Source organism: Cloacibacterium sp. DMC96, from assembly GCF_056313765.1.
The window spans coordinates 1,746,475-1,770,087 of sequence record NZ_JBQUZQ010000001.1; the positions used below are offsets into that span (position 1 = coordinate 1,746,475).

23 protein-coding genes are annotated in these 23,613 nt (G+C 34.0%); 22 read left to right on the plus strand and 1 reads right to left on the minus strand.

Annotated features, from left to right (window positions below):
- Positions 1-62 precede the first annotated feature (62 nt).
- The 12 genes from rbfA to ACT53I_RS07890 all read left to right on the plus strand — a co-directional run bounded on the left by rbfA (position 63) and on the right by ACT53I_RS07890 (position 14,321).
- The gene (gene rbfA, locus ACT53I_RS07835; RefSeq protein ID WP_069797170.1) at positions 63-425 is read left to right on the plus strand and encodes a 30S ribosome-binding factor RbfA; all 363 of its coding nucleotides are present in this window, start codon (positions 63-65) and stop codon (positions 423-425) included.
- 3 nt (positions 426-428) lie between these two features.
- The gene (locus ACT53I_RS07840) at positions 429-1,643 is read left to right on the plus strand and encodes an ABC transporter permease (protein WP_374451190.1); all 1,215 of its coding nucleotides are present in this window, start codon (positions 429-431) and stop codon (positions 1,641-1,643) included.
- A 54-nt stretch (positions 1,644-1,697) separates the two neighbouring features.
- Positions 1,698-3,503: an endonuclease gene (locus ACT53I_RS07845; RefSeq protein WP_476079229.1), complete on the plus strand. Its 1,806-nt coding sequence runs from the start codon at positions 1,698-1,700 to the stop codon at positions 3,501-3,503.
- Positions 3,504-3,630: 127 nt separating this feature from the next.
- Positions 3,631-5,490, plus strand: coding sequence for an endonuclease (locus ACT53I_RS07850; RefSeq protein ID WP_476079230.1), 1,860 nt, complete (start codon positions 3,631-3,633; stop codon positions 5,488-5,490).
- Positions 5,491-5,687: 197 nt separating this feature from the next.
- The gene (locus ACT53I_RS07855; protein ID WP_476079231.1) at positions 5,688-7,793 is read left to right on the plus strand and encodes an endonuclease; all 2,106 of its coding nucleotides are present in this window, start codon (positions 5,688-5,690) and stop codon (positions 7,791-7,793) included.
- 61 nt (positions 7,794-7,854) lie between these two features.
- Positions 7,855-8,589, plus strand: coding sequence for a shikimate dehydrogenase family protein (locus ACT53I_RS07860; RefSeq protein ID WP_476079232.1), 735 nt, complete (start codon positions 7,855-7,857; stop codon positions 8,587-8,589).
- Positions 8,590-8,762: 173 nt separating this feature from the next.
- On the plus strand, positions 8,763-10,547 hold the full coding sequence (locus ACT53I_RS07865; RefSeq protein WP_213196649.1) for a DUF349 domain-containing protein: 1,785 nt from the start codon (positions 8,763-8,765) through the stop codon (positions 10,545-10,547).
- 1 nt (position 10,548) lies between these two features.
- On the plus strand, positions 10,549-11,151 hold the full coding sequence (locus ACT53I_RS07870; protein ID WP_476079233.1) for a hypothetical protein: 603 nt from the start codon (positions 10,549-10,551) through the stop codon (positions 11,149-11,151).
- Positions 11,152-11,188: 37 nt separating this feature from the next.
- Positions 11,189-12,211 carry a bifunctional diaminohydroxyphosphoribosylaminopyrimidine deaminase/5-amino-6-(5-phosphoribosylamino)uracil reductase RibD gene (gene ribD, locus ACT53I_RS07875; RefSeq protein ID WP_476079234.1) on the plus strand — a complete coding sequence of 341 codons (1,023 nt, stop codon included), beginning with the start codon at positions 11,189-11,191 and terminating at the stop codon, positions 12,209-12,211.
- A 188-nt stretch (positions 12,212-12,399) separates the two neighbouring features.
- Positions 12,400-12,984 (plus strand): phage tail protein, encoded by a 585-nt coding sequence (locus tag ACT53I_RS07880; RefSeq protein WP_476079235.1) that lies wholly within the window; start codon positions 12,400-12,402, stop codon positions 12,982-12,984.
- An 11-nt stretch (positions 12,985-12,995) separates the two neighbouring features.
- Positions 12,996-13,664, plus strand: coding sequence for a T9SS type A sorting domain-containing protein (locus tag ACT53I_RS07885; RefSeq protein ID WP_476079236.1), 669 nt, complete (start codon positions 12,996-12,998; stop codon positions 13,662-13,664).
- Positions 13,665-13,715: 51 nt separating this feature from the next.
- Complete coding sequence (locus tag ACT53I_RS07890) at positions 13,716-14,321, plus strand: IMPACT family protein (protein ID WP_476079237.1); 606 nt, start codon at positions 13,716-13,718, stop codon at positions 14,319-14,321.
- 2 nt (positions 14,322-14,323) lie between these two features.
- Here ACT53I_RS07890 and ACT53I_RS07895 read toward each other — a convergent pair whose 3' ends face one another.
- Positions 14,324-15,034: a zinc metallopeptidase gene (locus ACT53I_RS07895; protein WP_476079238.1), complete on the minus strand. Its 711-nt coding sequence runs from the start codon at positions 15,032-15,034 to the stop codon at positions 14,324-14,326.
- A 110-nt stretch (positions 15,035-15,144) separates the two neighbouring features.
- Between ACT53I_RS07895 and ACT53I_RS07900 the strand changes: the two genes are divergently transcribed.
- From ACT53I_RS07900 to nuoH, 10 genes are all read left to right on the plus strand, one after another.
- Complete coding sequence (locus tag ACT53I_RS07900; RefSeq protein WP_476079239.1) at positions 15,145-16,269, plus strand: GNAT family N-acetyltransferase; 1,125 nt, start codon at positions 15,145-15,147, stop codon at positions 16,267-16,269.
- Positions 16,270-16,279: 10 nt separating this feature from the next.
- A complete protein-coding gene (locus ACT53I_RS07905) occupies positions 16,280-16,459 on the plus strand; it encodes a hypothetical protein (protein ID WP_069797182.1) in 180 nt (59 codons plus the stop codon).
- Positions 16,460-16,576: 117 nt separating this feature from the next.
- Positions 16,577-16,948: an NADH-quinone oxidoreductase subunit A gene (locus ACT53I_RS07910; RefSeq protein ID WP_069797183.1), complete on the plus strand. Its 372-nt coding sequence runs from the start codon at positions 16,577-16,579 to the stop codon at positions 16,946-16,948.
- Positions 16,949-17,016: 68 nt separating this feature from the next.
- A complete protein-coding gene (locus ACT53I_RS07915) occupies positions 17,017-17,574 on the plus strand; it encodes an NADH-quinone oxidoreductase subunit B (RefSeq protein WP_069797184.1) in 558 nt (185 codons plus the stop codon).
- Between the two features lie 125 nt (positions 17,575-17,699).
- The gene (locus ACT53I_RS07920) at positions 17,700-18,194 is read left to right on the plus strand and encodes an NADH-quinone oxidoreductase subunit C (RefSeq protein ID WP_069797185.1); all 495 of its coding nucleotides are present in this window, start codon (positions 17,700-17,702) and stop codon (positions 18,192-18,194) included.
- 22 nt (positions 18,195-18,216) lie between these two features.
- Entirely contained in the window at positions 18,217-19,440 is a 1,224-nt protein-coding gene (locus ACT53I_RS07925; RefSeq protein ID WP_476079240.1) for an NADH-quinone oxidoreductase subunit D, read from the plus strand.
- Positions 19,441-19,563: 123 nt separating this feature from the next.
- A complete protein-coding gene (locus ACT53I_RS07930; protein ID WP_476079241.1) occupies positions 19,564-20,073 on the plus strand; it encodes an NADH-quinone oxidoreductase subunit NuoE family protein in 510 nt (169 codons plus the stop codon).
- Positions 20,074-20,085: 12 nt separating this feature from the next.
- The gene (nuoF, locus tag ACT53I_RS07935; protein ID WP_476079242.1) at positions 20,086-21,438 is read left to right on the plus strand and encodes an NADH-quinone oxidoreductase subunit NuoF; all 1,353 of its coding nucleotides are present in this window, start codon (positions 20,086-20,088) and stop codon (positions 21,436-21,438) included.
- Between the two features lie 45 nt (positions 21,439-21,483).
- Positions 21,484-22,488 (plus strand): NADH-quinone oxidoreductase subunit G, encoded by a 1,005-nt coding sequence (locus ACT53I_RS07940; protein WP_213189730.1) that lies wholly within the window; start codon positions 21,484-21,486, stop codon positions 22,486-22,488.
- A gap of 75 nt (positions 22,489-22,563) precedes the next feature.
- Complete coding sequence (nuoH, locus tag ACT53I_RS07945; protein WP_213196658.1) at positions 22,564-23,613, plus strand: NADH-quinone oxidoreductase subunit NuoH; 1,050 nt, start codon at positions 22,564-22,566, stop codon at positions 23,611-23,613.

Here is a 23,613-nt window from a genome sequence, read left to right on the forward strand (position 1 = left end):
TGCGATTGGCAAAAAGAAAAGGACACGCCCAAAATCTCAAACAAAAATACTAAATTTGCAACATGAATGAAAGTAACAGACAAAGAAAAGTAGCACAGATTATTCAAGAAGATTTTGCTGAACTTTTTAGAAAACTCGCTTCAGAGAGCAAACAAAATTTTCTAATCACCGTTTCTGATGTAAAGGTAACGGCAGATTTAAGCATTGCTAAAATTTATTTGAGCATCTTTCCGCAAGAATTTAGAACGCCAATTATGAAGGAGATAGACGAAAATAAGTCTTTCTACAGAAATTTTATTGGTCAGAAAATGGCAAAACAAGTGCGAATTATTCCTGAACTTAATTTCTATTTAGACACTACATTAGATGATGTAGAACGTATAGAAAAAGAACTAAAAGGTCTAGGAGACAATCCTATTTTATAAAAAATGGCCAAAGGAAATACCGCTTTTTATATCGCGAGAAGATATCTCATTGCTAAAAAAGGAAGCCAAGCTGTAAGTTTTATTACAGGATTGGCTGCTTTTGCTATGATGGTTGCGGTAGCCGCTATGTTTATTATTATTTCGGTTTTTTCTGGATTGGAAGACCTCAACAAAGATTTTATTTCTAACCTTCATGCTGATCTTACCCTGAAAAGCACTCAAGGAAAAGTTATTCCCAATATTCAAAAAGTAACTTCTACCCTGAAATCTGAAAATGAAATCAGTCATTTCTCTAAAATGATTGAAGAAAAAGTCTATATCGATTACAAAAACACAGGAGAAATTGCTTACATAAGAGGCGTAGACTCTGCTTATGTAAAAGTAAACCCTATTGACAAAAATATTTTCTACGGAAGTTATCCTTCATTTAAATTTATGAATGAAGTGATTATGGAAGCTCAACTGAACAACAGATTGGCAATTCCCGTAGCTAATGATGTAAATGTAGCGACTCTTTTTATGCCAAAACCTGGCAAAGGAATCATCAATAAAGAAGAAGATATTTTCAACAAAAGAGATATTTATGTTACTGGAATTTTCCCTGGAAATGACCAGTTGAACAATTATATTATCGCTCCGCTGGAACTGACCTCGGAGTTACTGAACTTGCCTAAAAATTCAGCTTACGAGATTGCCATAAAACTAAAAAATCCTGAAAAAGCAGACGCTGTAAAAGAAGATTTACAAAATAAACTCGGCAATCAAGTCACCATAAAAACAAAAGCAGAAGAAAACGCTGCCTTCTGGAAAATGATTAACACCGAAAAACTGATGATTTACCTCATCTTTGCTTTGGTGATTTTTATTACTACGTTTAACCTTGCTGGTGCTATTATTATTCTTCAATTGGATAAAAAAGACCAAGCTAAATCATTGATTTCTTTAGGTTTTACAATTAGTGATTTAAGAAAGACTTATTTCAACACTGGTTTACTTATTGTACTGTTTGGGGTAATCTCTGGTTTGATTTTGGGGACGATTATTTGTGTTGTCCAAATACAAACTGGCATTTTCAAAGCTACTGAAACATTACCTTTTCCTGTAAAAATTTTCTGGCCTAATTATTTCTATGTGGCTTTAATAGGACTTTTCTTTGGAATTTCTGTTTCTTGGATCTTCTCAAAAATTAATAAAGAGAACATTATTGAAAATAATTAATTATCCTATTGATAATTATGTTAACTTTGTGTCCCTTTTTATTACTTTAACATTATGAAGATTAAAACTTTACTTATTGTAGGACTACTATTTTCTGTAGCAAATATCTTTGCTCAAATCCCTACTGGTTACTATGACGGAACGGCTGGTTTAACTGGCGCTGCTCTTAAAACAAAATTAAGCCAAATTATAACAAGTGGTCACCAAGCAAAATCTTATGACAATTTATACAATGGCTACCCAAACACTGATAAAGATAAATACTACGAAAACGATGGTTCTGTATTAGATATGTATTCAGAAAATCCTTCTGGAGCAGACCCTTATGTTTACCAACATGGTGTAAAAAAATGTGGTAGCTATAGCACAGAAGGTGATTGTTATAATAGAGAACACTTAGTTCCTCAGAGTTTCTTTGGTTCTGCTTCTCCTATGGTTTCAGACATTCACCACATCCCTCCTACTGATGGAAAAGTAAACGGAATGAGAAGTAATAATCCTTTTGGCGTAGTTACATCTCCTACTTTTACTTCTCAAAACGGCTCTAAATTGGGTAAAAATACTACTGTTGGTTATAGCGGTGTAGTTTTCGAACCAATAGATGCTTTTAAAGGAGATATTGCGAGAATGGTATTTTATTTCGTAACAAGATATGAATCTAAACTTTCTTCATTCTCTACAGGAAATATGTTAGGCGGTTCTGCTTATCCAGGTTTACAAAACTGGGAATTACAAGTATTATTAGCTTGGAATGCGGCTGACCCAGTTTCTCAAAGAGAAATTGATAGAAATAATGCAGCTTACACCTATCAAGGAAATAGAAATCCATATATTGACAATCCTAGTTTCGTAAATTTAGTTTGGGGCGGTTCTACTCCTTCAGTTGATACTGAAGCTCCATCTCAACCTACTAATTTATCTGTTACTGGTTCTACTTCTAGTACCGTTTCTCTTTCTTGGACAGCATCTAGCGATAATGTAGGTATTTCTGCGTATGAAATTTATGTAAACGGAAATTATGTAACAACAGTAACTTCTACATCTGCTGTAATAAGTGGATTAGCTCCTACTACTACTTATGCTTTTTATGTAATTGCTAGAGATGCAGCAGGAAATTTATCTACACAAAGTAATAGTGTAAATGGAACTACTACCGCATCAAGTGGTGGCGAGACTCCTCCAACTTCTTGCGGCACTGAAAATTTTGAAAGCATTCCCGCCGCTTCGTCTTCCTACACCACTAATACTTGGACAAATAATGGAATCACATGGACTGCAGTAGATTCTAGAACAGATCAGACAATCAATGGTAAAGCCATTACTATTGAAGACGGAAGCCTTAGTTCATCTACCATTTCTGGAGGGATTTCTAGTTTAACCGTTACTACACAAATGAAATTTGCTGGAAACCCTGGAACATTCAATCTTTATATTAATGGAGATATGATTGGAACCATTCCTTATTCATCTACAGTTACCACCACTACAATTCCTAATATTAATATTGCCGGAAATACTACCATCAGCATTACAGATAACAGTGCAACGGGTTCTGGTTCTAGAGGTAGAGTTGCCTTTGATGATCTTTCTTGGACTTGCTACACTAACTTAGCAACTGCTGAAAATAACATTCAAGCATTTAACATCTACCCTAATCCTGTTAAAAATAATACCCTTTATGTAACAGGAAAAAATATTGAAAAAATTAAAAGAGTAGAAATTTATAACGTAAATGGAATTTTAGTTCAAGTAATTGAAAAGCCTTTTAGCAATAAAAATTTCATTTCACTTAAAAATACTACTAAAGGAATGTATCTATTAAAATTTGATAATAATTCTTTCAAATTCTTGGTTGAGTAATTTCAATAATTAAAAAATAATGAGAGCCTAAATTTAAATTTAGGCTCTTTTTTATATAACTAACAAAATTCATATAAAAATATATCTAATAAATAGTAATTTTACACCCCCCTAAAAATTTCTTAAAATGAAGAAGCTAAATTTACTATTCCTTGTCTTATTCTCTATGATTAAGGCACAGGTTCCTAATGGCTACTATGACACTGCAGCAGGATTAACTGGAGCCGCACTGAAAACTAAACTTTCACAAATTATTACGAGTGGACATATTGACAAAGGATATTCTGGACTTTGGACAGCCTACAAAACTACAGATATTGATCAAACTTTTGAAAATGATGGCAGTATTTTAGATATTTATTCTGAAAATCCCACCGGAACAGACCCTTATAAATTCCTCGTTACTACAGACCAATGTGGCACTTATTCAGTAGAAGGAGATTGCTATAACAGAGAACATATCGTTCCTCAAAGTTTATTTGATGTAGATAATAATGGTAACGGTGATACACCGATGGTATCGGACATCCATTTCATTAGAGCTACAGATGGAAAGGTAAATGGAATGAGAAGCAACTACCCTTTTGGTAAAGTAGGAACCGCAAGTTACACCTCTGAAAATGGCTCTAAACTTGGTAATTCTGTTTCTCCTAACTATTCAGGAACTGTATTTGAACCTATTGACGCATTCAAAGGAGATGTAGCAAGAATGATTTTTTATTTTGTAACTAGATATGAGTCTAAACTATCTACATTTACTTCTGGAGATATCCTTGGAACCAATACTTTCCCTGGACTTACAGATTGGGAATTAGCCGTTTTACTCTCTTGGCATAATGCAGACCCTGTTTCTCAAGAAGAAATCAATAGAAATAATGCTTCATATACATTTCAAGGAAACAGAAACCCTTACATAGACCATCCAGAATATGTAAATTCAGTTTGGGGAACACCCGTTGCAGATTCTCAAGCGCCTAGTTCACCTAGTAATTTAACATTAGGCACAGTAACTTCTAGTTCTATTGCATTAAGTTGGACTGCTTCAACAGATAACATTGGCGTTTCTGGGTATGATGTCTATATGAACAGCGTACTTAAGACTTCTGTAGTTGGAACATCTGCTACAATTTCAGGCTTAACCTCGTCTACTACTTATAATTTTTATATTATTGCCAAAGATGCTGCTGGAAACACTTCCACTGCAAGTAATACTGTTTCTGGAACCACTACTGCAACATCTGGAGGTGGCGGAACTACACCTGGAAATGAATTATATATTTCTGAATATTATGAAGGTTTAAGCAATAATAAAGTTTTAGAAATCACCAATCCTACCTCTTCAGTGGTTGCTCTTTCTAATTACTCCATAAAAAAACAAGCAAATGGTGCAGGTAGCTGGACAAATGAGCTAGTCCTTTCAGGGAATTTAAATCCAAACTCTACACTAGTCCTCAAAAACGCTTCTACAGCTTTATCTTGCACCTTTACAGCACAATCCGCAAATGCTCCTCTAGATTTTAATGGCAATGACCCCATTGGACTATTTAAATCTGGTACACTGATAGATATATTAGGAACATTAAATAATACTGCTAACTTCGCTATAGATGTAGATTTAAGAAAAAAAATAAATACCCCATCTACTACTTTTAATATTGCGGAGTGGGATTCTTATACAATTACTTCTACCACACCTAATTGTGATAATCTGGGAATAGTAAACCCTTCATCTACACTGAGCACTTATCAAAACATAGACAAAGAATTTACAATCTATCCAAACCCTGTAAAAAATGGAGAAATTTTCTTTAGTGGGACAAATCTAAAAAACATAAAATTTTTAGAAATATATTCAACTGATGGAAAACTTATCAAAAAAGTAAATCAACCTTTTATTAAGAATAACTCCATAAAAGTAAGTGAACTACCAAAAGGAATTTACCTTATTAAAACAGATACAAACTCTCATAAAGTCATCTTACAATAAAGAAAACTTCTTCTACAAGCCAAAGCAATTGCTTTGGCTTTTTTATGCAATCCATAAACACTTTCTATTATATATTATTTCTTAAAGAAAATCAAAGTGTTACGTAATTTTTAAAAATAAATGAGAAAAATTAAGCAAATGCTAATTTATGTTAATAGAAAATTGATTAACTTAGAAAGACTAAAAATCAAAGTCATATGAAGACAAAAAATTACCTATTCATGGTGCTTTGCTTAATAAGCACCTCTCTATTTTCTCAAATTCCAACTGGATATTATGACAGTGCAGCAGGTTTATCGGGAGCCGCACTCAAGACTAAACTATCAACAATCATTACCAATGGGCATGTAGACAAGGGATATGCAGGATTATGGACTGCTTACAAAACTACGGACATTGACAAAAACTACGAAAATGATGGAAGCATTTTAGACATGTATTCAGAAAATCCATCTGGAACAGACCCTTACAAGTTCATTGTCACTACAGACCAATGTGGAACTTATTCAGTAGAAGGAGATTGTTATAACAGAGAACACGTAATTCCTCAGAGTTTATTTAATCAGGCTTCTCCTATGGTTTCAGACATTAATTTTATTAGAGCTACAGATGGAAAAGTAAACGGAATGAGAAGCAATTATCCTTTCGGTAAAGTTGGAACTGCAACTTTCACTTCTAGAAATGGAGGAAAACTAGGAAATTCTGTTTCTGCAGGTTACACAGGAACTGTTTTCGAACCAATTGACGAATTTAAAGGAGATATCGCGAGAATGATTTTCTACTTTGTAACAAGATATGAATCTAAACTTTCTGGGTTCAGTACTGGTAATATGCTAGGAACATCTACCTATCCAGGTTTACAAACTTGGGAAAGAGACGTACTTTTAGCTTGGCATAATTTAGACCCAGTTTCTCAAGCAGAAATTAATAGAAATAATGCATCTTACACTTTTCAAGGAAACAGAAATCCTTTTATTGATAAACCTGAATATGTAGGTTTAATCTGGGGTGGAACTTCTACAGACACTACTGCTCCTACAATTCCTACTAATTTAACATCTAGTTCTATCACCACCACTTCGGCTACAATTTCTTGGACGGCTTCTACTGATAATGTTGGTGTAACAGGTTACAAAATTTTTAGAAACGGAACTCAAGTTGGAACTTCTACTTCTACATCTTATAGCTTAACTGGTTTAACAGCTGGAACTACTTATTCAATAACCGTTCAAGCTTATGACGCGGCAGGAAATTCTTCTGCAAGTTCTACCGCTTTATCTTTAACTACTACAAACAATACAGCTGATACTACAGCACCATCTATACCTTCTGGATTAACTTCAAGTAGCATTACCCAAACTTCGGCTACAGTTTCTTGGACGGCTTCTACTGATAATGTTGGCGTTACAGGTTACAAAATTTTTAGAAACGGAACTCAAGTTGGAACTTCTACTTCTACATCTTATGGCTTAACTGGTTTAACAGCTGGAACTACTTATTCTATTACTGTTCAAGCTTATGATGCTGCTGGGAATTCTTCTGCAAGTTCTACCGCTTTATCTTTAACTACTACAGCCGCTGCAACTTTTACAGAGTTATATTTTTCAGAATATTTAGAAGGAAGCAGTAATAACAAAGCCATTGAAATAAGCAATAGAACGGGTTCTTCAATCGCATTATCTGCTTATTCTATCAAAAAACAAGTAAACGGTTCTACATCTTGGACTGCAGTTACTACATTATCTGGAACTTTGGCCAACAATACCACTTATGTAGTGGCTCATAGTTCTTACGCACTTACTTGTGGCGGAACCATCAATTTAAAAACTACAAATTTAGATTTTAATGGAAATGATACAGTAGGTTTATTCAAAAATAATGTTTTGATTGACATTATCGGAACTTCTGGTTCATCAGCGAATTTTGCATTAGATGTAACATTGAGAAGAAACGTTTCTAAACCTAGAACTACTTATTTGGCTTCTGAGTGGACTTCTTACACTGTAGATACTTGCTCTAATATTGGCACTGTAAACCCAACAGGAACTGCGAGAATGATGCCTAATGAAAATATAAATTCAGAAATCAGCATTTATCCAAATCCTGTTCAAAACAAAGAGGTTTTCTTTAAAGGAAACATTCAAGGAGTGGAAAATGTAAAAGTGTATGACATGAACGGGAAATTAGTTTACGAAGCCGTAAAACCTTTTGCTAAAACCAATAAACTTACTCTTAAAAACTTACCAAAAGGCAACTACATTATCACCTACGATAATCAAAGCCAAAAGTTAATCATAGAATAAACTTGATACAAATCATTGCAAGGCTGGAAAAATTTCCAGCCTTTTTTATTACCTTTGAACTATGGAAAAATCAGTAAAATTAGGTTTGGTAGGAAGAAATATTTCCTACTCGTTTTCAAAAAAATATTTCGAACAGAAATTTCAAAAACTTTTCTTGAAAAACCATTCCTATGAAGTATTTGACATAGAAAATCTTCAGAATATTCCTGAAATTTTTCAGACCGAAAATCTTGTAGGACTTAATGTGACCATTCCATACAAAGAACAAATTATTCCTTATCTAGACGAACTGAGCGAAGAAGCCCAAGAAATTGGCGCCATCAACTGTATTTCCATCAAAAACGGAAAAACAAAAGGTTTCAATACTGATGCATTTGGATTTGAAAAAACACTTCTTCTGCACAAGAAGCCACACCAAAAATCTGCCATCGTTTTAGGAAATGGTGGTGCTGCAAAAGCCGTTCAATTTGTATTAAAAAAAAATAATATTCCGTTTATTACCGTTTCTAGAACTACAGAAATTAATTATCAGAATCTTACTGAAAATCAAGTTCTAGAAAACCTCATTATCATACAATGTACACCAGTTGGAACTTTTCCTAATGTTGAAGAAACGCTTCACTTCCCATTTGAAAACATAACTGAAAATCATCTCGTTATCGATTTAATTTACAACCCTACTCTTTCTAAATTTCTAAAAAATGCTGCCGAAAAAGGCGCAAAAACCATTAACGGTTATTTCATGCTAGAACAACAAGCCGAAAAAGCTTGGGAAATTTGGAATGAAGAACTGTAAACACTTCTGAGCCATCACAGATTTAGACTGATGTATTTTTTGAAAGTGAGCACAATTATCGCTTTCAAAAAAATTGCATATTTCATAAAAAACCCTTAATTTAGTGCCGAAATGCGTTCAAACATTCAAAAAAAGTGTTTGAAAAAGCATATTACTTTTAAAATTAATTTGCTATGATTACAGATAACCCTAATTCTGAAGCTCAAGAGAACATTGTAAATCCAAACGAAGAAACTGCTAATCAATCTGTTGCTCCTCAAGAAAGCCATGATTCAGAAGTTCATGAAGAAGAAACTCATGATATGGTAGAACACCACGAACATGAAAAAATGACTTCGGGAGAATTAATGACCAAGTTAGAAGCACTGATTAATGCAGAAGATGCAGGAGCTAATCATAAAAAATTTAATGCAGTAAAAGAAATGCTTCTTCACAAAATAAACCTAGAAAGTGAAGACCAAAAAGAAGCAGATGCACATTATGAACATCCTCTTCAATCAAAAGTTTCTGCACTGAGCAATATTTTCAAAGAAAAATATGATGTTTTCCACAGAAAACAAGAATCTGAGCAAAAAGACAATCTCGAAAAGAGAATCTCAATCATAGAAAAATTAAAAAATCTTTACACGCATTCTGAACCAAACACCAATCTTTTCCGAGCCATCAGAGAAATTAAAGAAGAATGGAGCAACGCTGGACAAGTAGCAAAATCAGAATTCAAAAATCTTAACAATAATTATTTCTACCATTTGAATAATTTCTATCAAATGTTAGACTTAAATAAAGAATACAGAGAGCAAGAATATGCACATAATCTAGAAAAAAGACAGCATATTATTGCCAGAGCCAAAGAATTACAAAACGAACCTGTAGTACAAAAAGCATTAAACGAATTACAGTTTTTACACAAACTTTGGAAAGAAGAAGCAGAACCAGTTGCTGAAGAATTCCGTGATAAAACTTGGGAAGAATTCAAAGAAATTTCGAACAAAATTCACGAAAGAAAATCAGAATTATTAGCTGTAATCGAAGGTGAACAACAAGCAAATCTTGAGAAGAAAAATCAAATCATCGAAACGATTAAAAAACTGACTTCTCCTGATAAAGCTCCGAATCATAACTATTGGCAAAACGCCATCAACACCGTAGAAAGTCTAAGAGCAGATTTCTTAAAATTAGGAAGCGTTCCTAGAAAAATTTCTAACCAAAACTGGAACGAATTCAAATTAGCGCTTAGAGCTTTCAACGCAAAGAAAAATGAATTCTACAAAGGGCTTAAAAACTCTCAGCACACCAATTTAGAAGAAAAACTGAAGCTCATACAAACCGCTCAGGATAATATGAATTCTGAAGATTGGGAAATTGCAGTTCCATTGTTCAAAAAATTACAAGAAGACTGGAAAAAAATAGGTCACGTTCCTAGAAGTATGACCAATAAAGTTTGGGATGATTTCCGTGAAGCTTGCAACACGTTTTTCAATAATTACAGAACTAAAAACAATGCTGTAACAGACGACTGGAAAGAAAATTACAGACAAAAACGTGCACTTTTAGATGAATTAAAAGAAATTGGCGACGAAGAAGGAAGCGTAGAAAAAATTGAAAACATTAAAACTGCTTGGAACAACATCGGAAAAGTACCAAGAGATAAAATGGCTATCAATACAGAGTTTAATAAAACGATGAGAGAGAAATTAAGACTGAACAAAATCAATGAATTTGATTTGAAAGAAGAAGGTCTTACTGAATCTCAATTAACTGATAAAGCTAGAAAAATCAAAAATCAAGTAGCTGATTTAGAAGCAGAAATTGTAAAATTAGAAAACAACTTAGGCTTCTTTGGCAAAGTATCTCGTGATAATCCTTTATTGAAAGATACTTTTGATAAGATTGATGACAAAAAAGCTCAGTTAGAAATGTTAAAACAAAGCCTTCACCACATTATTTCGGGAGAATAACATGATGCGTAAACTGTTTTCGATAGTTGTACTTTTACTATTTTCGGGGATTTTTTATTCACAAAACGCCGAAGACTTAATTGGTGTGCCAGAACTTACTTTTAACGAAAGTAAATATGTATTGGCTTCTGCTCAGCAAAAATCTAAAGTTCAATTTGTACAAGAATACATTTTAGAAGACGAAAGAATAGAAGATGCTTCTGCGGTAATTACCATTTATTTTTTCAATAAAAATATTGACGCTAAAGAAGCTACTTATCAAAAAACAGAAGAACTCGACCGAAGAGCAGAAACTGATAAGTATTGCACTTACAATGTTACCGAAAATCCTAATGGAACCGAATTCGTAGTAGATTTTATTACCACCAATGTTCCAAAAGATAAAAAAGCGGAAGCTCCAGAACAAGAATTGGCAGATTATAACATTTATAGATTTAGAAACATTCTGTTAGGCGAAGAAAATACTTTTATGATTATTGCCTACAAAGAAAAATCTACTGGCGATGCTAAAGGTTTTGAAAAAACAATCGGCAAAAAAAGAAATAAACTTTTAGAAGGAATCATCACCATGACCATTCCTTCTGTAACTCTAAAAACAAACTAATTCCGGATTTTTTTTTCGGATTTTTTTTTCAAATAAAATGAATCACGAAACTTACATAAAACGCTGTATAGAACTTGCCAAAAAAGCGACTGGAAAAACCTATCCAAATCCTTTAGTTGGTGCAGTAATTGTTCATAACGATGTCATCATCGGCGAAGGTTTTCACCAAAAAGCGGGTGAACCTCATGCAGAAATAAACGCCATCAATTCTGTACAAAATCCAGAACTTTTACCAGAATCTACCATTTATGTTTCCCTAGAACCTTGTGCGCATTTCGGGAAAACACCGCCTTGTTCATTGAAATTAAAAGAAATTGGTTTTAAGAAAGTAGTGATTGGTGCCATGGACAGCCATGATAAAGTAAACGGAAAAGGCAAAAAAATTCTTATGGATGCAAGAATAGAAACCATTTCTGGAATTTTGGAAGAAGACTGCAGAGATTTAAACAAAAGATTTTTCACTTTCCATGAGAAAAAACGTCCTTATCTGATTCTAAAATGGGCTGAAAGCAAAGACGGTTTTATTGACCAAAACTTTAAACCTACAAAAATATCCAACGAATTAGCTTCTCAATTTGTACATCAAATCAGAAGCGAGGAGCATGCTATTTTGGTGGGAACTCAAACAGCTTTGAATGACAATCCTAGCTTAACTACTCGACTAGTAGAAGGTAAAAATCCTGTGAGAATTTTGATTGATTTTGATTTAAAAGTTCCCAGAAATTTTAAAATTTATAATGATGAAGCGCAAACTCTAGTTTTCAATCAAGAAAAAGAGGTAGAAAAAGGAAATGTAAAATTCATCAAAATTTCTAAAGAAAATTTCACGGAAGAATTAATGCAGAAACTTTACGAAAACCAAATTCAATCGGTTTTAGTAGAAGGAGGAAGCAGAACTTTACAAACTTTTATTGACCAAAATCTTTGGGACGAAACCATCATAATAAAAAATGAAAATTTCCTATTAGAAAATGGTACAAAAGCTCCGAAATTTAATGGAAAATCGACTGAAGAAAAGCTTTTTAGAGATAATAAATTGGTAATTTTTCGAAATACATAACTTTTATTTCAAATTTATTTAACCGCTAATCATTTATTAAAATAATAATTTATTCTCAAAATAATTATACTTATTATTACAAATAGAATAAAACAAAAAAATATAATTATAAAATATTAACATTTTTTTTCATAAACATAACTATATTTAAGTTAAATTTGTGTAGTAACCAAAAAACTTTTTTACACATGAAAAAAATTCTATTATTTTTTGTAATTGTATTTTTCAGCAGTACAACTACTGTGAAAGCACAAGCGGAGCCTTATATCGGGCAAATTTCTATTTATGCATTCAACTTTGCACCAAGAGGCTGGATGCCATGTGACGGCAGACTATTGCCCATTGCACAATACACAGCATTATTCGCACTGATAGGAACTACTTATGGAGGGAATGGCGTTACCACTTTTGCTCTACCAGATTTAAGAGGCAGAATTGTAGTAGGACCAGGAAATGGGCCCGGCTTAACCCCAAAAACCTTAGGAGAAATGGGTGGTACAGAAACCAACACCTTATCTATATCTAATCTACCTCCTCATAATCATAGTGTAAATGCGGTAAGTACAGAAGGAAATCAAAATTCTCCAACCGGAAATTTACTAGCAGATACTAAAACATTAGACAAAGAATATTCTAATGCCGCAGCAAACACCATCATGAATCCTTCAATGGTTGGAAATACAGGAAACGGAACTCCAGTAAATAATATGCAACCATATTTATCAATTGGATATTACATTGCAACAGAAGGTATTTTCCCACCAAGAGATTAAAAAGCAGAGACATGAAAAAACTATTAATCTTTCTTTTATTTACATCTTTTGCTTATTCACAAACGATTACATTTTCGGGATGTGTTAATTTATTTGACAATCAAACTTTTGTTTTCACTAAAACGAGCACAGATGTTAACGGACGAAATGTTTACCAAACCACTCCAATTGATGGCGCACAAGATTGTAGCGGTGTAGGAACTTGCGAATTCCAAATTTCTTGGAACAACAATGATAACAGATGGGAATTTTTAGCGGATACTGGAAATGGAGATTTTATTAATCCATATCTCATTTATCATAATACTTCTGCTTCTATACCTAATCCACCAAATTTAACATTAGGCGTTTGGACAGAAAACACCGCTGTTACAGAAGGAAATTGTGGAGGGAATCTCACTTCAGGAAACGGAACACTTACCGGAGCAGTACAAAGCACCAATCTGAGCACAGAAGAATTATCAAAAAATAAACTTTTACTGACTTCTAATCCGGTAAAAAATTCTCTTGATATACTTTCTCCTCTCAGTCAAGATGCTGAACTTTATGATTCTCAAGGAAAATTAGTTAAGAAGTTTAACCTTAAAAAAGGACAAAACAACTTTGATGTTTCTAGCCTTAATACTGGAATTTATTTACTAAAAACCAGCACAGAAACATTAAAATTGATTAAAAACTAAAATTAAATTTTATAAAACAAAAAACATCTCATACTTTTGAGGTGTTTTTTTATGCAATACAATTACACCACCATAAAATCTGAAGTACGAGATATTTTGCTCAAAGAAAAAGGGAGCAAATTTATCGGTTTTGCATTTCCTGTCAATAACGAAAAGGAACTCAAAATTGCTTTAGAAAGCTTAAAAGAAGAACATCCTAAAGCTACACATCATTGTTATGCATTCAGAATAGGAATTAATGGTGAAAATTACCGCGCAAATGATGACGGCGAACCTTCTGGAAGTGCTGGTCTACCTATTTACAATCAACTTCTCGCTCACAATCTTACCAATATTTTAGTAGTCATCGTTCGTTATTATGGTGGAACCAAATTAGGCGTTTCTGGTTTGGTAAAAACCTATAAAGAAAGCACCAAATATACTTTGGAACATGCCGAAATCATCACCAAAGAACTAGAAACCGAACTAGAAATTCATTTTAAATTCCCTCAACAAAACATCATTTTTTCTCTTCTCAATAAATTTGATGCGAAAGTCTTGAATTTTGATGCGCAAGAAGACTGTACAATTACCGCAAAGCTCAATTTGTCAGAAAAAGAAAAAATCTCGGAACTTTTGTCCGAGATTCAATATGTAAATTTTAAGTTTTTAGAATAAGATTACTCTCTTCTTCCTCCGAAAAGCATAGATGCCCAATAAAGCAATTGTGCTAATGAGCCTAGCGCTGCCACTACATAAGTTCTAGCTGCCCATTTTAGAGAATCTTCAGCTGCAGAATGTTCTTCTCTGCCTAATGTTCCTGAATTTTCTAACCAAGCTAGCGCTCTTTTACTCGCATCATACTCTACTGGTAAAGTAATGAACGCAAAAAGTGTAGTTACCGCAAAAAGGAAAACACCAATCGCCAAAACCGTAGTGTTTCCTTGAGGATTCTGAATGCTTCTGGAAGCAATCATTACCGAAATCCCTGCAAAAATTACAAACTGAGAAAGCGTAGAACTAATATTTACTAGCGGAACCAGTTTAGAACGAAGTTGCAACATAGAGTAACCAACTGCATGTTGCACAGCGTGACCACATTCGTGAGCGGCAACCGCTGCTGCAGCTGCATTTCTTTGCATGTAAACTCCTTCTGATAAATTTACTGTTTTATTTGCTGGATTATAATGATCCGTTAATTGACCAGGAACCGAAATCACTTGCACATCATGAATTCCATTATCACGAAGCATTTTTTCGGCAATTTCTTTCCCAGACATTCCATTTCTGAGATGAAGTTTAGAATAATGTTCGAATTTCGACTTCAATCTGGCCGAAACTAACCAACTCACGAGCATTAACGCTCCTAAAATTAAATAATAACCTGTCATATTTTTATTTTCTTTTTTATTTTTATTTACCCTTTTTGAAGTAAAAACTGTGCCAAACTTGGGCATTGTCATCTTTTACGCTATCTTTGTTTTTCTAATTTTTTATCAACATGTCTGAAGTAAAAATCATTCAAGTTACTACCGAAAAACAATTATCAGATTTTATCAAATTTCCGATGAATCTGTACAAAAATAATCAAAATTATGTGCCATCTTTAATCAAAGATGAGAAAAGCATTTGGAACAAAGAAGAAAACCCCGCTCTTGCCTATTCTGAAGCCAAGCAATTTTTGGCTTACAGAGATCATGAAATCGTAGGAAGAATTGCCGTGATGATTAATCACAAAGAAGCACAAGAACTCGGCATAGAAAAAGTAAGATTTGGGTGGTTAGATTTTATAGATGATGAAGCCGTTTCTAAAGCTCTCATTGATACTGCTATAGCTTATGCTAAAGAAAAAAACATCAAAAAAATAGAAGGACCGATGGGTTTTACCAATCTAGACAAGGCAGGAATGCTCACTTTCGGGTTTGACAGATTGGCAACGATGATTGGAATTTACAATTTCAGCTATTATCCAAAACATTTAGAAAAATTAGGATTGGTGAAAGAAAAAGAATGGGTAGAATTCGAAATTATGTTCCCGGATGTTTTACCAGATAAAGTTGAAAAATTTAGCCAACTCATCGCAGAAAAATATCAACTAAAAACTATAAAATTCAATTCTAAAGAAGAAATTCTTCCTTTAGTAGAACCGATGTTTAAGTTACTAGACGAAACATACAAAAATCTTTCGACTTACACCCCTATTACCGACGAGCAAATTCAGCATTACAAAGAAAAATACTTCGGTTTTATTGACAAAGATTACATTATCTGCATAACTGACAAGGATGACAAGTTGATTTCCTTTGCGATTACCATGCCTTCATATTCTAGAGCTTTACAAAAAGCCAATGGAAGTTTATTACCTTTTGGATGGTATCATTTACTAAACGCTGGAAGAAAAAACGAAAGAGCTAACTTTTATTTGATTGGGATTCATCCAGAATACCAAAGAAGAGGAGTTACGGCGATTATTTTCAAAGAAATCTGGAAAACTTTTAAGAAAAAAGGGGTGAAATTTTTAGAGACCAATCCAGAATTAGAAGAGAACAAAAACATCCAGTTACTTTGGCAAGATTATAATCCTGTAAACCACAAGAGGCGAAGAACTTACACTTTAGAATTTTAAAAATTTAAAAATGAAAACTCAACTTTATTATTACATTGGCATTATCATCATGTACGTGATGTACAATCAGTTTTTCCAAGTAAAAGATGAAAAAACTAACGCTATCATTAATATTTTGTTTGCGAGTTTTCTTTTTGGGTACATTGCATTCATTGCTTTTAAGGTTTTAAAAAATCTTAAAAATAAATAGTTATTTTTATTAATTCTAAATTGCGAAAAACCCTTTTTTATCAACAAAAGTCATAAAAAATACTTCTCTTTTCTATTTATATTTCGTAAATTTGCCAGTTAGAAATACTTAATAGAGATGAATTTACCTGATAATTATATCCCTGTTCTTATTCAGGCGGCAGTAGGTTTAGGTTTTGTGTTATTTACTTTATACGCATCACACAATTGGGGTCCTAAAAGACACACTTCTGGAGCTACTAAAGATGACACTTTCGAGTGTGGAATTGAAGTAGAAGGAAATGCAAGAACTCCGTTTTCTGTAAAATATTTTCTTACCGCTATTTTATTCGTTTTATTCGACATAGAAATTGTTTTTTTCTATCCTTACGCTGTAAATTTTAAAGAATTAGGATTTGAAGGATTCCTTGCTGTAACTACGTTTATAGCAATCTTCTTCATAGGATTTTTCTATGTACTAAAACGTGGAGCTTTAGATTGGAATAAGTAAATTTATACCGCTAAAGTGTTTTTCACATTAGAGTAAGATTTTTCAAAAAAACTTTAAAAAAATTAAAAATGTCAGATAATAAACCTGTAATCAATACTAATGCACCTGCGCCTCCAGGAATTGAAGGTGAAGGTTTTTTCGCAGGAAAATTAAGCGATATTATTGGTATGGCGCGTAAGTTTTCGCTTTGGCCATTACCATTTGCTACTTCTTGTTGTGGTATCGAATTTATGGCAACTATGGCTCCTAACTATGATTTATCTAGATTCGGGGCAGAGAGAATGAGTTTCTCGCCAAGACAAGCAGATATCCTACTGGTTTGTGGTACTATTTCTAAAAAATTAGCTCCAGTTCTTAAACAAGTTTATACACAGATGGCAGAACCAAGATGGGTAGTTGCTGTAGGTGCTTGTGCAAGTAGTGGTGGTATTTTTGACACTTATTCTGTTTTACAAGGAATTGATAAAATTATTCCTGTAGATGTATATGTTCCAGGATGCCCACCAAGACCAGAACAAATTCTAGAAGGCTACATGCAAGTACAAGCTTTGGCAGAAAACGAAAGCTTAAGAAGAAGAGACTTACCAGAATACAAAGCTTTATTAGAAAGCTACGGAATTAAGTAATTTGAAAATGTAAAGATTTGAATTTCAAGTCTTGCGTTTATCAAAAATAAATTTGAAACAATAATAGAAACAAATTTTTGAAGGCGATGTAATTTACCTCGATTTCAAATTTTCAAATTAATAATATGACAAGCGAATTTGTTTTAGAAGCCATCAATAGAGAATTTCCAGAAGCAGTCATTTCTTCGTCTGAACCTTATGGATTTCTTACTGTAGAAGTAAAAAAAGAAGAGCTTAAAAAAGTGATTCATCACCTTAAAGAGTCTTCTCTTAATTTTATGTTCCTTACAGATATTTGTGGTATTCATTATCCAGACCATAAGGAGAAGGAACTTGGAGTAATCTATCACCTTCATAATTTACAAGAAAATTTTAGAATAAGAATCAAAAGCTTTTTCCCAAAAGATAACGCCGAGGTAGATTCTATTACAGACTTGTATTCAGGAGCCAATTGGATGGAAAGAGAAACATATGATTTCTACGGAATTACGTTTAAAGGTCACCCAGATTTAAGAGTTATTCTAAACATGGAAGAACTAGGGTATCACCCTCTTCTAAAAGAATATGCACTAGAAGATGGAACAAGAACTGACAAAGACGACTCTATGTTCGGTAGATAAAAATTCTGAAATCTAAATTATTATGAAAGACAATCAATTATCCAATATACTTAACCAATACGATGCTCAAGAGCAAGTAGATGGTCAATTATATACACTGAACCTCGGTCCTACTCACCCTGCTACACACGGAATTTTCCAAAATGTGTTAACTATGGATGGCGAAAGAATTCTTCATTCTGAACAAACCGTAGGTTATATTCACAGAGCTTTTGAAAAAATCGCAGAACGCAGAAATTACAGTCAAATTACCACTCTTACAGACCGTTTAAACTATTGTTCATCTCCTATCAATAACATTGGTTGGCACATGACAGTAGAAAAACTTCTAGGGATTGAAATCCCAAAAAGAGTAGATTACATGCGTGTTATCATGATGGAATTGGCTCGTATTGCAGACCACTTGGTTTGTAACTCCGTTATTGCTGTAGACACAGGAGCTTTAACTGGTTTCACCTACGTTTTCCAAGACAGAGAAAAAATTTATGATATTTACGAACAAGTTTGTGGCGCTAGAATGACTACAAACATGGGTAGAATTGGTGGTTTCGACAGAGATTTCACTCCTAAATTCCACGAATTATTAAAAGATTTCTTAAAAACTTTCCCTGCAAGATTCCAAGAATTCTCAAATTTAATAGAAAGAAACAGAATCTTCATGGACAGAACCATCGGTGCTGGTCCTATTAGTGCAGAACGTGCATTAAATTACAGTTTTGTAGGTCCTAACTTAAGAGCTGCTGGTGTAGATTATGACGTGAGAGTAGCAAGTCCTTATTCATCATACCAAGATTTTGATTTCAATATCCCAATTGGTACTGCTGGAGATACTTATGATAGATTCATGGTTCGTCAACAGGAAATTTGGGAAAGTTTGAAAATCATTAACCAAGCTTATAACAATCTTCCAGAAGGAGATTTCCATGCAGATGTACCAGAATTTTTCTTACCAGAAAAAGCAGAAGTGTACAATAATATGGAAGCATTAATCTATCACTTCAAAATCGTGATGGGAGAAACTGATATTCCTGCTGGTGAAGTTTATCATTCTGTAGAAGGTGGAAACGGTGAACTTGGTTTCTATTTAGTAAGTGATGGCGGTAGAACTCCATACAGACTGCACTTTAGAAGACCTTGTTTTATCTATTATCAAGCGTATCCAGAAATGATTAAAGGTGCCGTAATCTCTGATGCAATCGTTACGATGAGTAGCATGAACGTGATTGCTGGAGAATTAGACGGATAAAAAGATGATCAATTTTAGATTATAAATTTAAAATTATTAATCTAAAAAATCCATAGTTAATTATTTGAATTAAAGATATTTAAAATCTAAAATTCAGAATTTAAAATTTAAAATTTTAAAGAAGTGAGCGAAACAATTGCTTTTAAACCAGAAACTTTAGAAAAAGTAAAACAAATCATTGCAAGATATCCAGAAGGAAAACAAAAATCTGCACTAATTCCTGTGCTTCACTTAGCGCAGAAAGAATTTGGCGGTTGGTTAGACGTTCCTGTGATGGATTATGTAGCAAGTGTTTTAGAAATTACTCCAATAGAAGTGTATGAAGTAGCTACTTTCTACACCATGTTTAATATGCAACCTGTAGGAAAATACGTTTTAGAAGTTTGCGTTACAGGACCTTGTATGTTAAGAGGAAGTGATGAAATCGTAAATTATATCAAAGAAAAATTAGGCATCAAAGCTGGCGAAACTACTGCAGATGGTTTATTTACTCTAAAACCTGCTGAATGTCTTGGAGCTTGCGGTTACGCACCAATGATGCAACTTGGAAAATTCTATCACGAAAATTTAACTAAAGAAAAAGTAGACGAAATCCTTGAGCTTTGCAGACAAGGACAAATCGCTCTTGATTAATAAATAACAGTTATGAGTAAAAAACTTTTACTTAAAAACGCACACATAGAAGGTATCAGATATTTTGATACTTACAGAGAACATGGAGGTTACCAGTCTGTAGAAAAAGCATTGAAAATGACCCCAGACCAAATTGTAGAAGAAGTAAAAACTTCTGGTCTTAGAGGTCGTGGTGGTGCTGGTTTCCCTACAGGAATGAAATGGAGCTTCCTAGCAAAACCAGAAGGTGTGCCTAGATATTTGGTCGTAAATGCAGACGAATCAGAACCTGGAACTTTCAAAGACAGATATTTGATGGAATTTCTTCCTCATCTTTTAATCGAAGGAATGATTATCGCATCTTATGCATTAGGTTCTAACACTTCTTACATCTACATCAGAGGAGAATATGCCTGGATTCCAGATATTTTAGAACAAGCGATTGACGAGGCTAAAAAAGCAGGTTTCCTTGGTAAAAATATTTTAGGCAGTGGTTTCGATTTAGAAATTTATGTTCAAAGAGGAGCTGGTGCTTATATCTGTGGAGAAGAAACTGCACTTCTAGAATCACTAGAAGGAAAACGTGGAAATCCTAGATTAAAACCTCCTTTCCCTGCGGTAAAAGGTCTTTGGCAATCTCCAACTGTGGTAAATAACGTAGAAACCATCACTGCAGTAGTTCCAATTATAGATATTACAGGAGCAGAATACGCTAAAATTGGCGTAGGTCGTTCTACAGGTACTAAATTAATTTCTGCTTGCGGAAATATCAATAAACCAGGAGTTTACGAAATAGATATGACCATCACCGTAGAAGAATTTATCTACTCTGATGAATATTGTGGCGGAATTCCGAATGGTAAAAAATTAAAAGCTTGTATTCCTGGAGGTTCTTCAGTTCCAATTGTTCCAGCAAATTTATTGCTTAAAACAGCTGCAGGTGAACCAAGATACATGAACTACGAATCTCTTTCTGATGGTGGTTTCGCTACAGGAACTATGATGGGTTCTGGTGGTTTCATTGTTTTAGATGAAGATCAATGTGTTGTAAAACACACCATGACCTTAGCACATTTCTACAACCACGAAAGTTGCGGACAATGTACACCTTGCCGTGAAGGAACAGGATGGATGTATAAAATTCTGAAAAAAATAGAATCAGGACAAGGCGAAATGAAAGACATCGACTTGTTATGGGATATTCAGAGAAAAATTGAAGGAAACACCATTTGTCCATTAGGAGATGCAGCAGCTTGGCCTGTAGCAGCAGCAATTCGTCATTTTAGAGATGAATTCGAATGGCATATCAATAATCCAGAATGCTTAACCAGAAATTATGGAATTGCACATTATGCAGATCCACTTCCGGTAGTTGAAAAACAATAATATTAGACATTAATAAAGCTAAAGCTTAATTCATAATACATAGAAATGAGCGAAGAAATTAAAAAATTTAAAGTAACCATTGACGGACAAACTACGGAAGTAGAACCAGGAACTACCATTCTAAACGCTGCGCGCCAGATTGGTGGAAAATCTGTTCCTCCAGCAATGTGTTATTACAGCAAATTAGAAAACAGTGGCGGTAGATGCAGAACTTGCTTAGTAGAAGTTTCTAAAGGCTCTGAAGCAGATCCTCGTCCAATGCCAAAATTAGTGGCAAGCTGTAGAACTACAGTAATGGACGGAATGGAAGTGAAAAACCTTACTTCTGAAAAAACGCAAGAAGCAAGAAAAGCCGTTACAGAATTCCTTTTACTCAATCATCCACTAGATTGCCCTATTTGTGACCAAGCTGGTGAATGTCACCTTCAAGATTTAGGTTACGAACATGGCCTTCAGCAAACCAGAAATGATTTTGAAAAAAATACGTACGATGCTGATGATTTAGGACCAAACATTAAGCTAAACATGAACAGATGTATCTTGTGTGCAAGATGCGTTTTGGTAGCTAATCAATTAACGAATACTCGTGAACACGGAATTCTTTTCAGAGGTGAGCATGCAGAAATCTCTACTTATCTTAATAAAGCTTTAGATAATGATTTTATTGGAAACGTGATAGACGTTTGTCCAGTAGGAGCATTAACAGATAGAACGGCAAGATTTGCAAGCAGAGTTTGGTTTACAAAACCAGTAGACGCAACTTGTACTTGTTCTAAATGTTCTGGTAAAGCAGTTCTTTGGATGAAAGGAGACGAAATCGTAAGAGTAACTGCTAGAAAAGACCAATACGGAGAAGTAGAAGAATTTATCTGCAACGAATGTAGATTCGAGAAAAAAGATGTAAAACATTGGAACATAGAAGGACCAAGACACATCAGCAGACATTCTGTAATTTCTCTTAACCACTATCAGAAACCAGAAGATGCTGAAGTGGAAAAATTAGAATATGAAAACGCTAAAGAAATTAGCAAAAAAGATAATTTAGAATAATTTGGAGAAAGATGAATGGTTAAAGATTCTCAAAATCTAAAATCTAAAATCTAAAATCTAAAATCTCATAAAGAAATGGATTTAATACTTTTCAAAACAATACTTGTAGTATCACTTTTCGCCCTTTCTATGGCTGTAGCAGCCTACTCTACTTGGGCAGAGAGAAAAGTGGCTGCCATTATGCAAGACAGAATTGGTCCCAACAGAAGCTGGAAATTCGGTTTACTTCAACCATTAGCTGACGGTGGAAAATTCTTCTTCAAAGAAGACTTTATCCCAGAAAAAGCAGAAAAATTCTTATTTTTCTTCGGGCCTGGTTTAGTAATGTTTATTTCACTCATTACGGGAGCTGTAATCCCTTGGGGAAAATCTCTGAATATTGGCGGACAATCTTTTGATTTACAAGTAGCCAATCTAGATGTAGGTGTTCTCTACTTAATGGGAATGGTTTCTATCGGTGTTTACGGAATTATGATTGGAGGCTGGGCTTCTAACAATAAATATTCATTAATCGGAGCAATTAGAGCTTCATCTCAAATGATTTCTTACGAATTGGCAATGGGATTATCTCTATTGGCAATTATCATGATGAATAGTTCTCTAGACCTTAAGGTAATTGCAGAATCTCAAAGTGGATGGTATGGTATGAAATGGAATATCTTCTTCCAACCATTAGCATTTATCATCTTCTTTGTAGCAGCATTAGCAGAAACCAATAGAGCTCCTTTTGATTTACCAGAATGTGAAACAGAATTAGTAGGAGGTTTCCATACAGAATATTCTGCGATGAAACTAGGACTTTTCTTATTCGGTGAATATGTAAACTTATTTATTTCTTCAGCATTAATCACTACCCTTTTCTTAGGAAGTTACAATTTCCCAGGATTAGCATGGATTGGTGAAAACTGGGGAGAAAACGCTGCTGGAATTGCAAGTATTTTAGCATTCTTGGCAAAAACCATTGCCGTAATCCTTACCTTTATGTGGATTAGATGGACTTTACCAAGATTTAGATATGACCAATTAATGCACCTTGGCTGGAAATCATTAATTCCGCTTGCATTAGTAAACTTGTTGGTAACTGGAGCTTTAGTTCTTCTGAACCAACATTATCAATGGATTTAA

What these genes read in the sequence shown, in the direction of transcription:
- rbfA (WP_069797170.1), top strand. Translation starts at nt 63, where the DNA reads ATGAATGAAAGTAACAGACAAAGAAAAGTAGCACAGATTATTCAAGAA.
- ACT53I_RS07840 (WP_374451190.1), top strand. Translation starts at nt 429, where the DNA reads ATGGCCAAAGGAAATACCGCTTTTTATATCGCGAGAAGATATCTCATT.
- ACT53I_RS07845 (WP_476079229.1), top strand. Translation starts at nt 1,698, where the DNA reads ATGAAGATTAAAACTTTACTTATTGTAGGACTACTATTTTCTGTAGCA.
- ACT53I_RS07850 (WP_476079230.1), top strand. Translation starts at nt 3,631, where the DNA reads ATGAAGAAGCTAAATTTACTATTCCTTGTCTTATTCTCTATGATTAAG.
- ACT53I_RS07855 (WP_476079231.1), top strand. Translation starts at nt 5,688, where the DNA reads ATGAAGACAAAAAATTACCTATTCATGGTGCTTTGCTTAATAAGCACC.
- ACT53I_RS07860 (WP_476079232.1), top strand. Translation starts at nt 7,855, where the DNA reads ATGGAAAAATCAGTAAAATTAGGTTTGGTAGGAAGAAATATTTCCTAC.
- ACT53I_RS07865 (WP_213196649.1), top strand. Translation starts at nt 8,763, where the DNA reads ATGATTACAGATAACCCTAATTCTGAAGCTCAAGAGAACATTGTAAAT.
- ACT53I_RS07870 (WP_476079233.1), top strand. Translation starts at nt 10,549, where the DNA reads ATGATGCGTAAACTGTTTTCGATAGTTGTACTTTTACTATTTTCGGGG.
- ribD (WP_476079234.1), top strand. Translation starts at nt 11,189, where the DNA reads ATGAATCACGAAACTTACATAAAACGCTGTATAGAACTTGCCAAAAAA.
- ACT53I_RS07880 (WP_476079235.1), top strand. Translation starts at nt 12,400, where the DNA reads ATGAAAAAAATTCTATTATTTTTTGTAATTGTATTTTTCAGCAGTACA.
- ACT53I_RS07885 (WP_476079236.1), top strand. Translation starts at nt 12,996, where the DNA reads ATGAAAAAACTATTAATCTTTCTTTTATTTACATCTTTTGCTTATTCA.
- ACT53I_RS07890 (WP_476079237.1), top strand. Translation starts at nt 13,716, where the DNA reads ATGCAATACAATTACACCACCATAAAATCTGAAGTACGAGATATTTTG.
- ACT53I_RS07895 (WP_476079238.1), bottom strand. Translation starts at nt 15,034, where the DNA reads ATGACAGGTTATTATTTAATTTTAGGAGCGTTAATGCTCGTGAGTTGG.
- ACT53I_RS07900 (WP_476079239.1), top strand. Translation starts at nt 15,145, where the DNA reads ATGTCTGAAGTAAAAATCATTCAAGTTACTACCGAAAAACAATTATCA.
- ACT53I_RS07905 (WP_069797182.1), top strand. Translation starts at nt 16,280, where the DNA reads ATGAAAACTCAACTTTATTATTACATTGGCATTATCATCATGTACGTG.
- ACT53I_RS07910 (WP_069797183.1), top strand. Translation starts at nt 16,577, where the DNA reads ATGAATTTACCTGATAATTATATCCCTGTTCTTATTCAGGCGGCAGTA.
- ACT53I_RS07915 (WP_069797184.1), top strand. Translation starts at nt 17,017, where the DNA reads ATGTCAGATAATAAACCTGTAATCAATACTAATGCACCTGCGCCTCCA.
- ACT53I_RS07920 (WP_069797185.1), top strand. Translation starts at nt 17,700, where the DNA reads ATGACAAGCGAATTTGTTTTAGAAGCCATCAATAGAGAATTTCCAGAA.
- ACT53I_RS07925 (WP_476079240.1), top strand. Translation starts at nt 18,217, where the DNA reads ATGAAAGACAATCAATTATCCAATATACTTAACCAATACGATGCTCAA.
- nuoF (WP_476079242.1), top strand. Translation starts at nt 20,086, where the DNA reads ATGAGTAAAAAACTTTTACTTAAAAACGCACACATAGAAGGTATCAGA.
- ACT53I_RS07940 (WP_213189730.1), top strand. Translation starts at nt 21,484, where the DNA reads ATGAGCGAAGAAATTAAAAAATTTAAAGTAACCATTGACGGACAAACT.
- nuoH (WP_213196658.1), top strand. Translation starts at nt 22,564, where the DNA reads ATGGATTTAATACTTTTCAAAACAATACTTGTAGTATCACTTTTCGCC.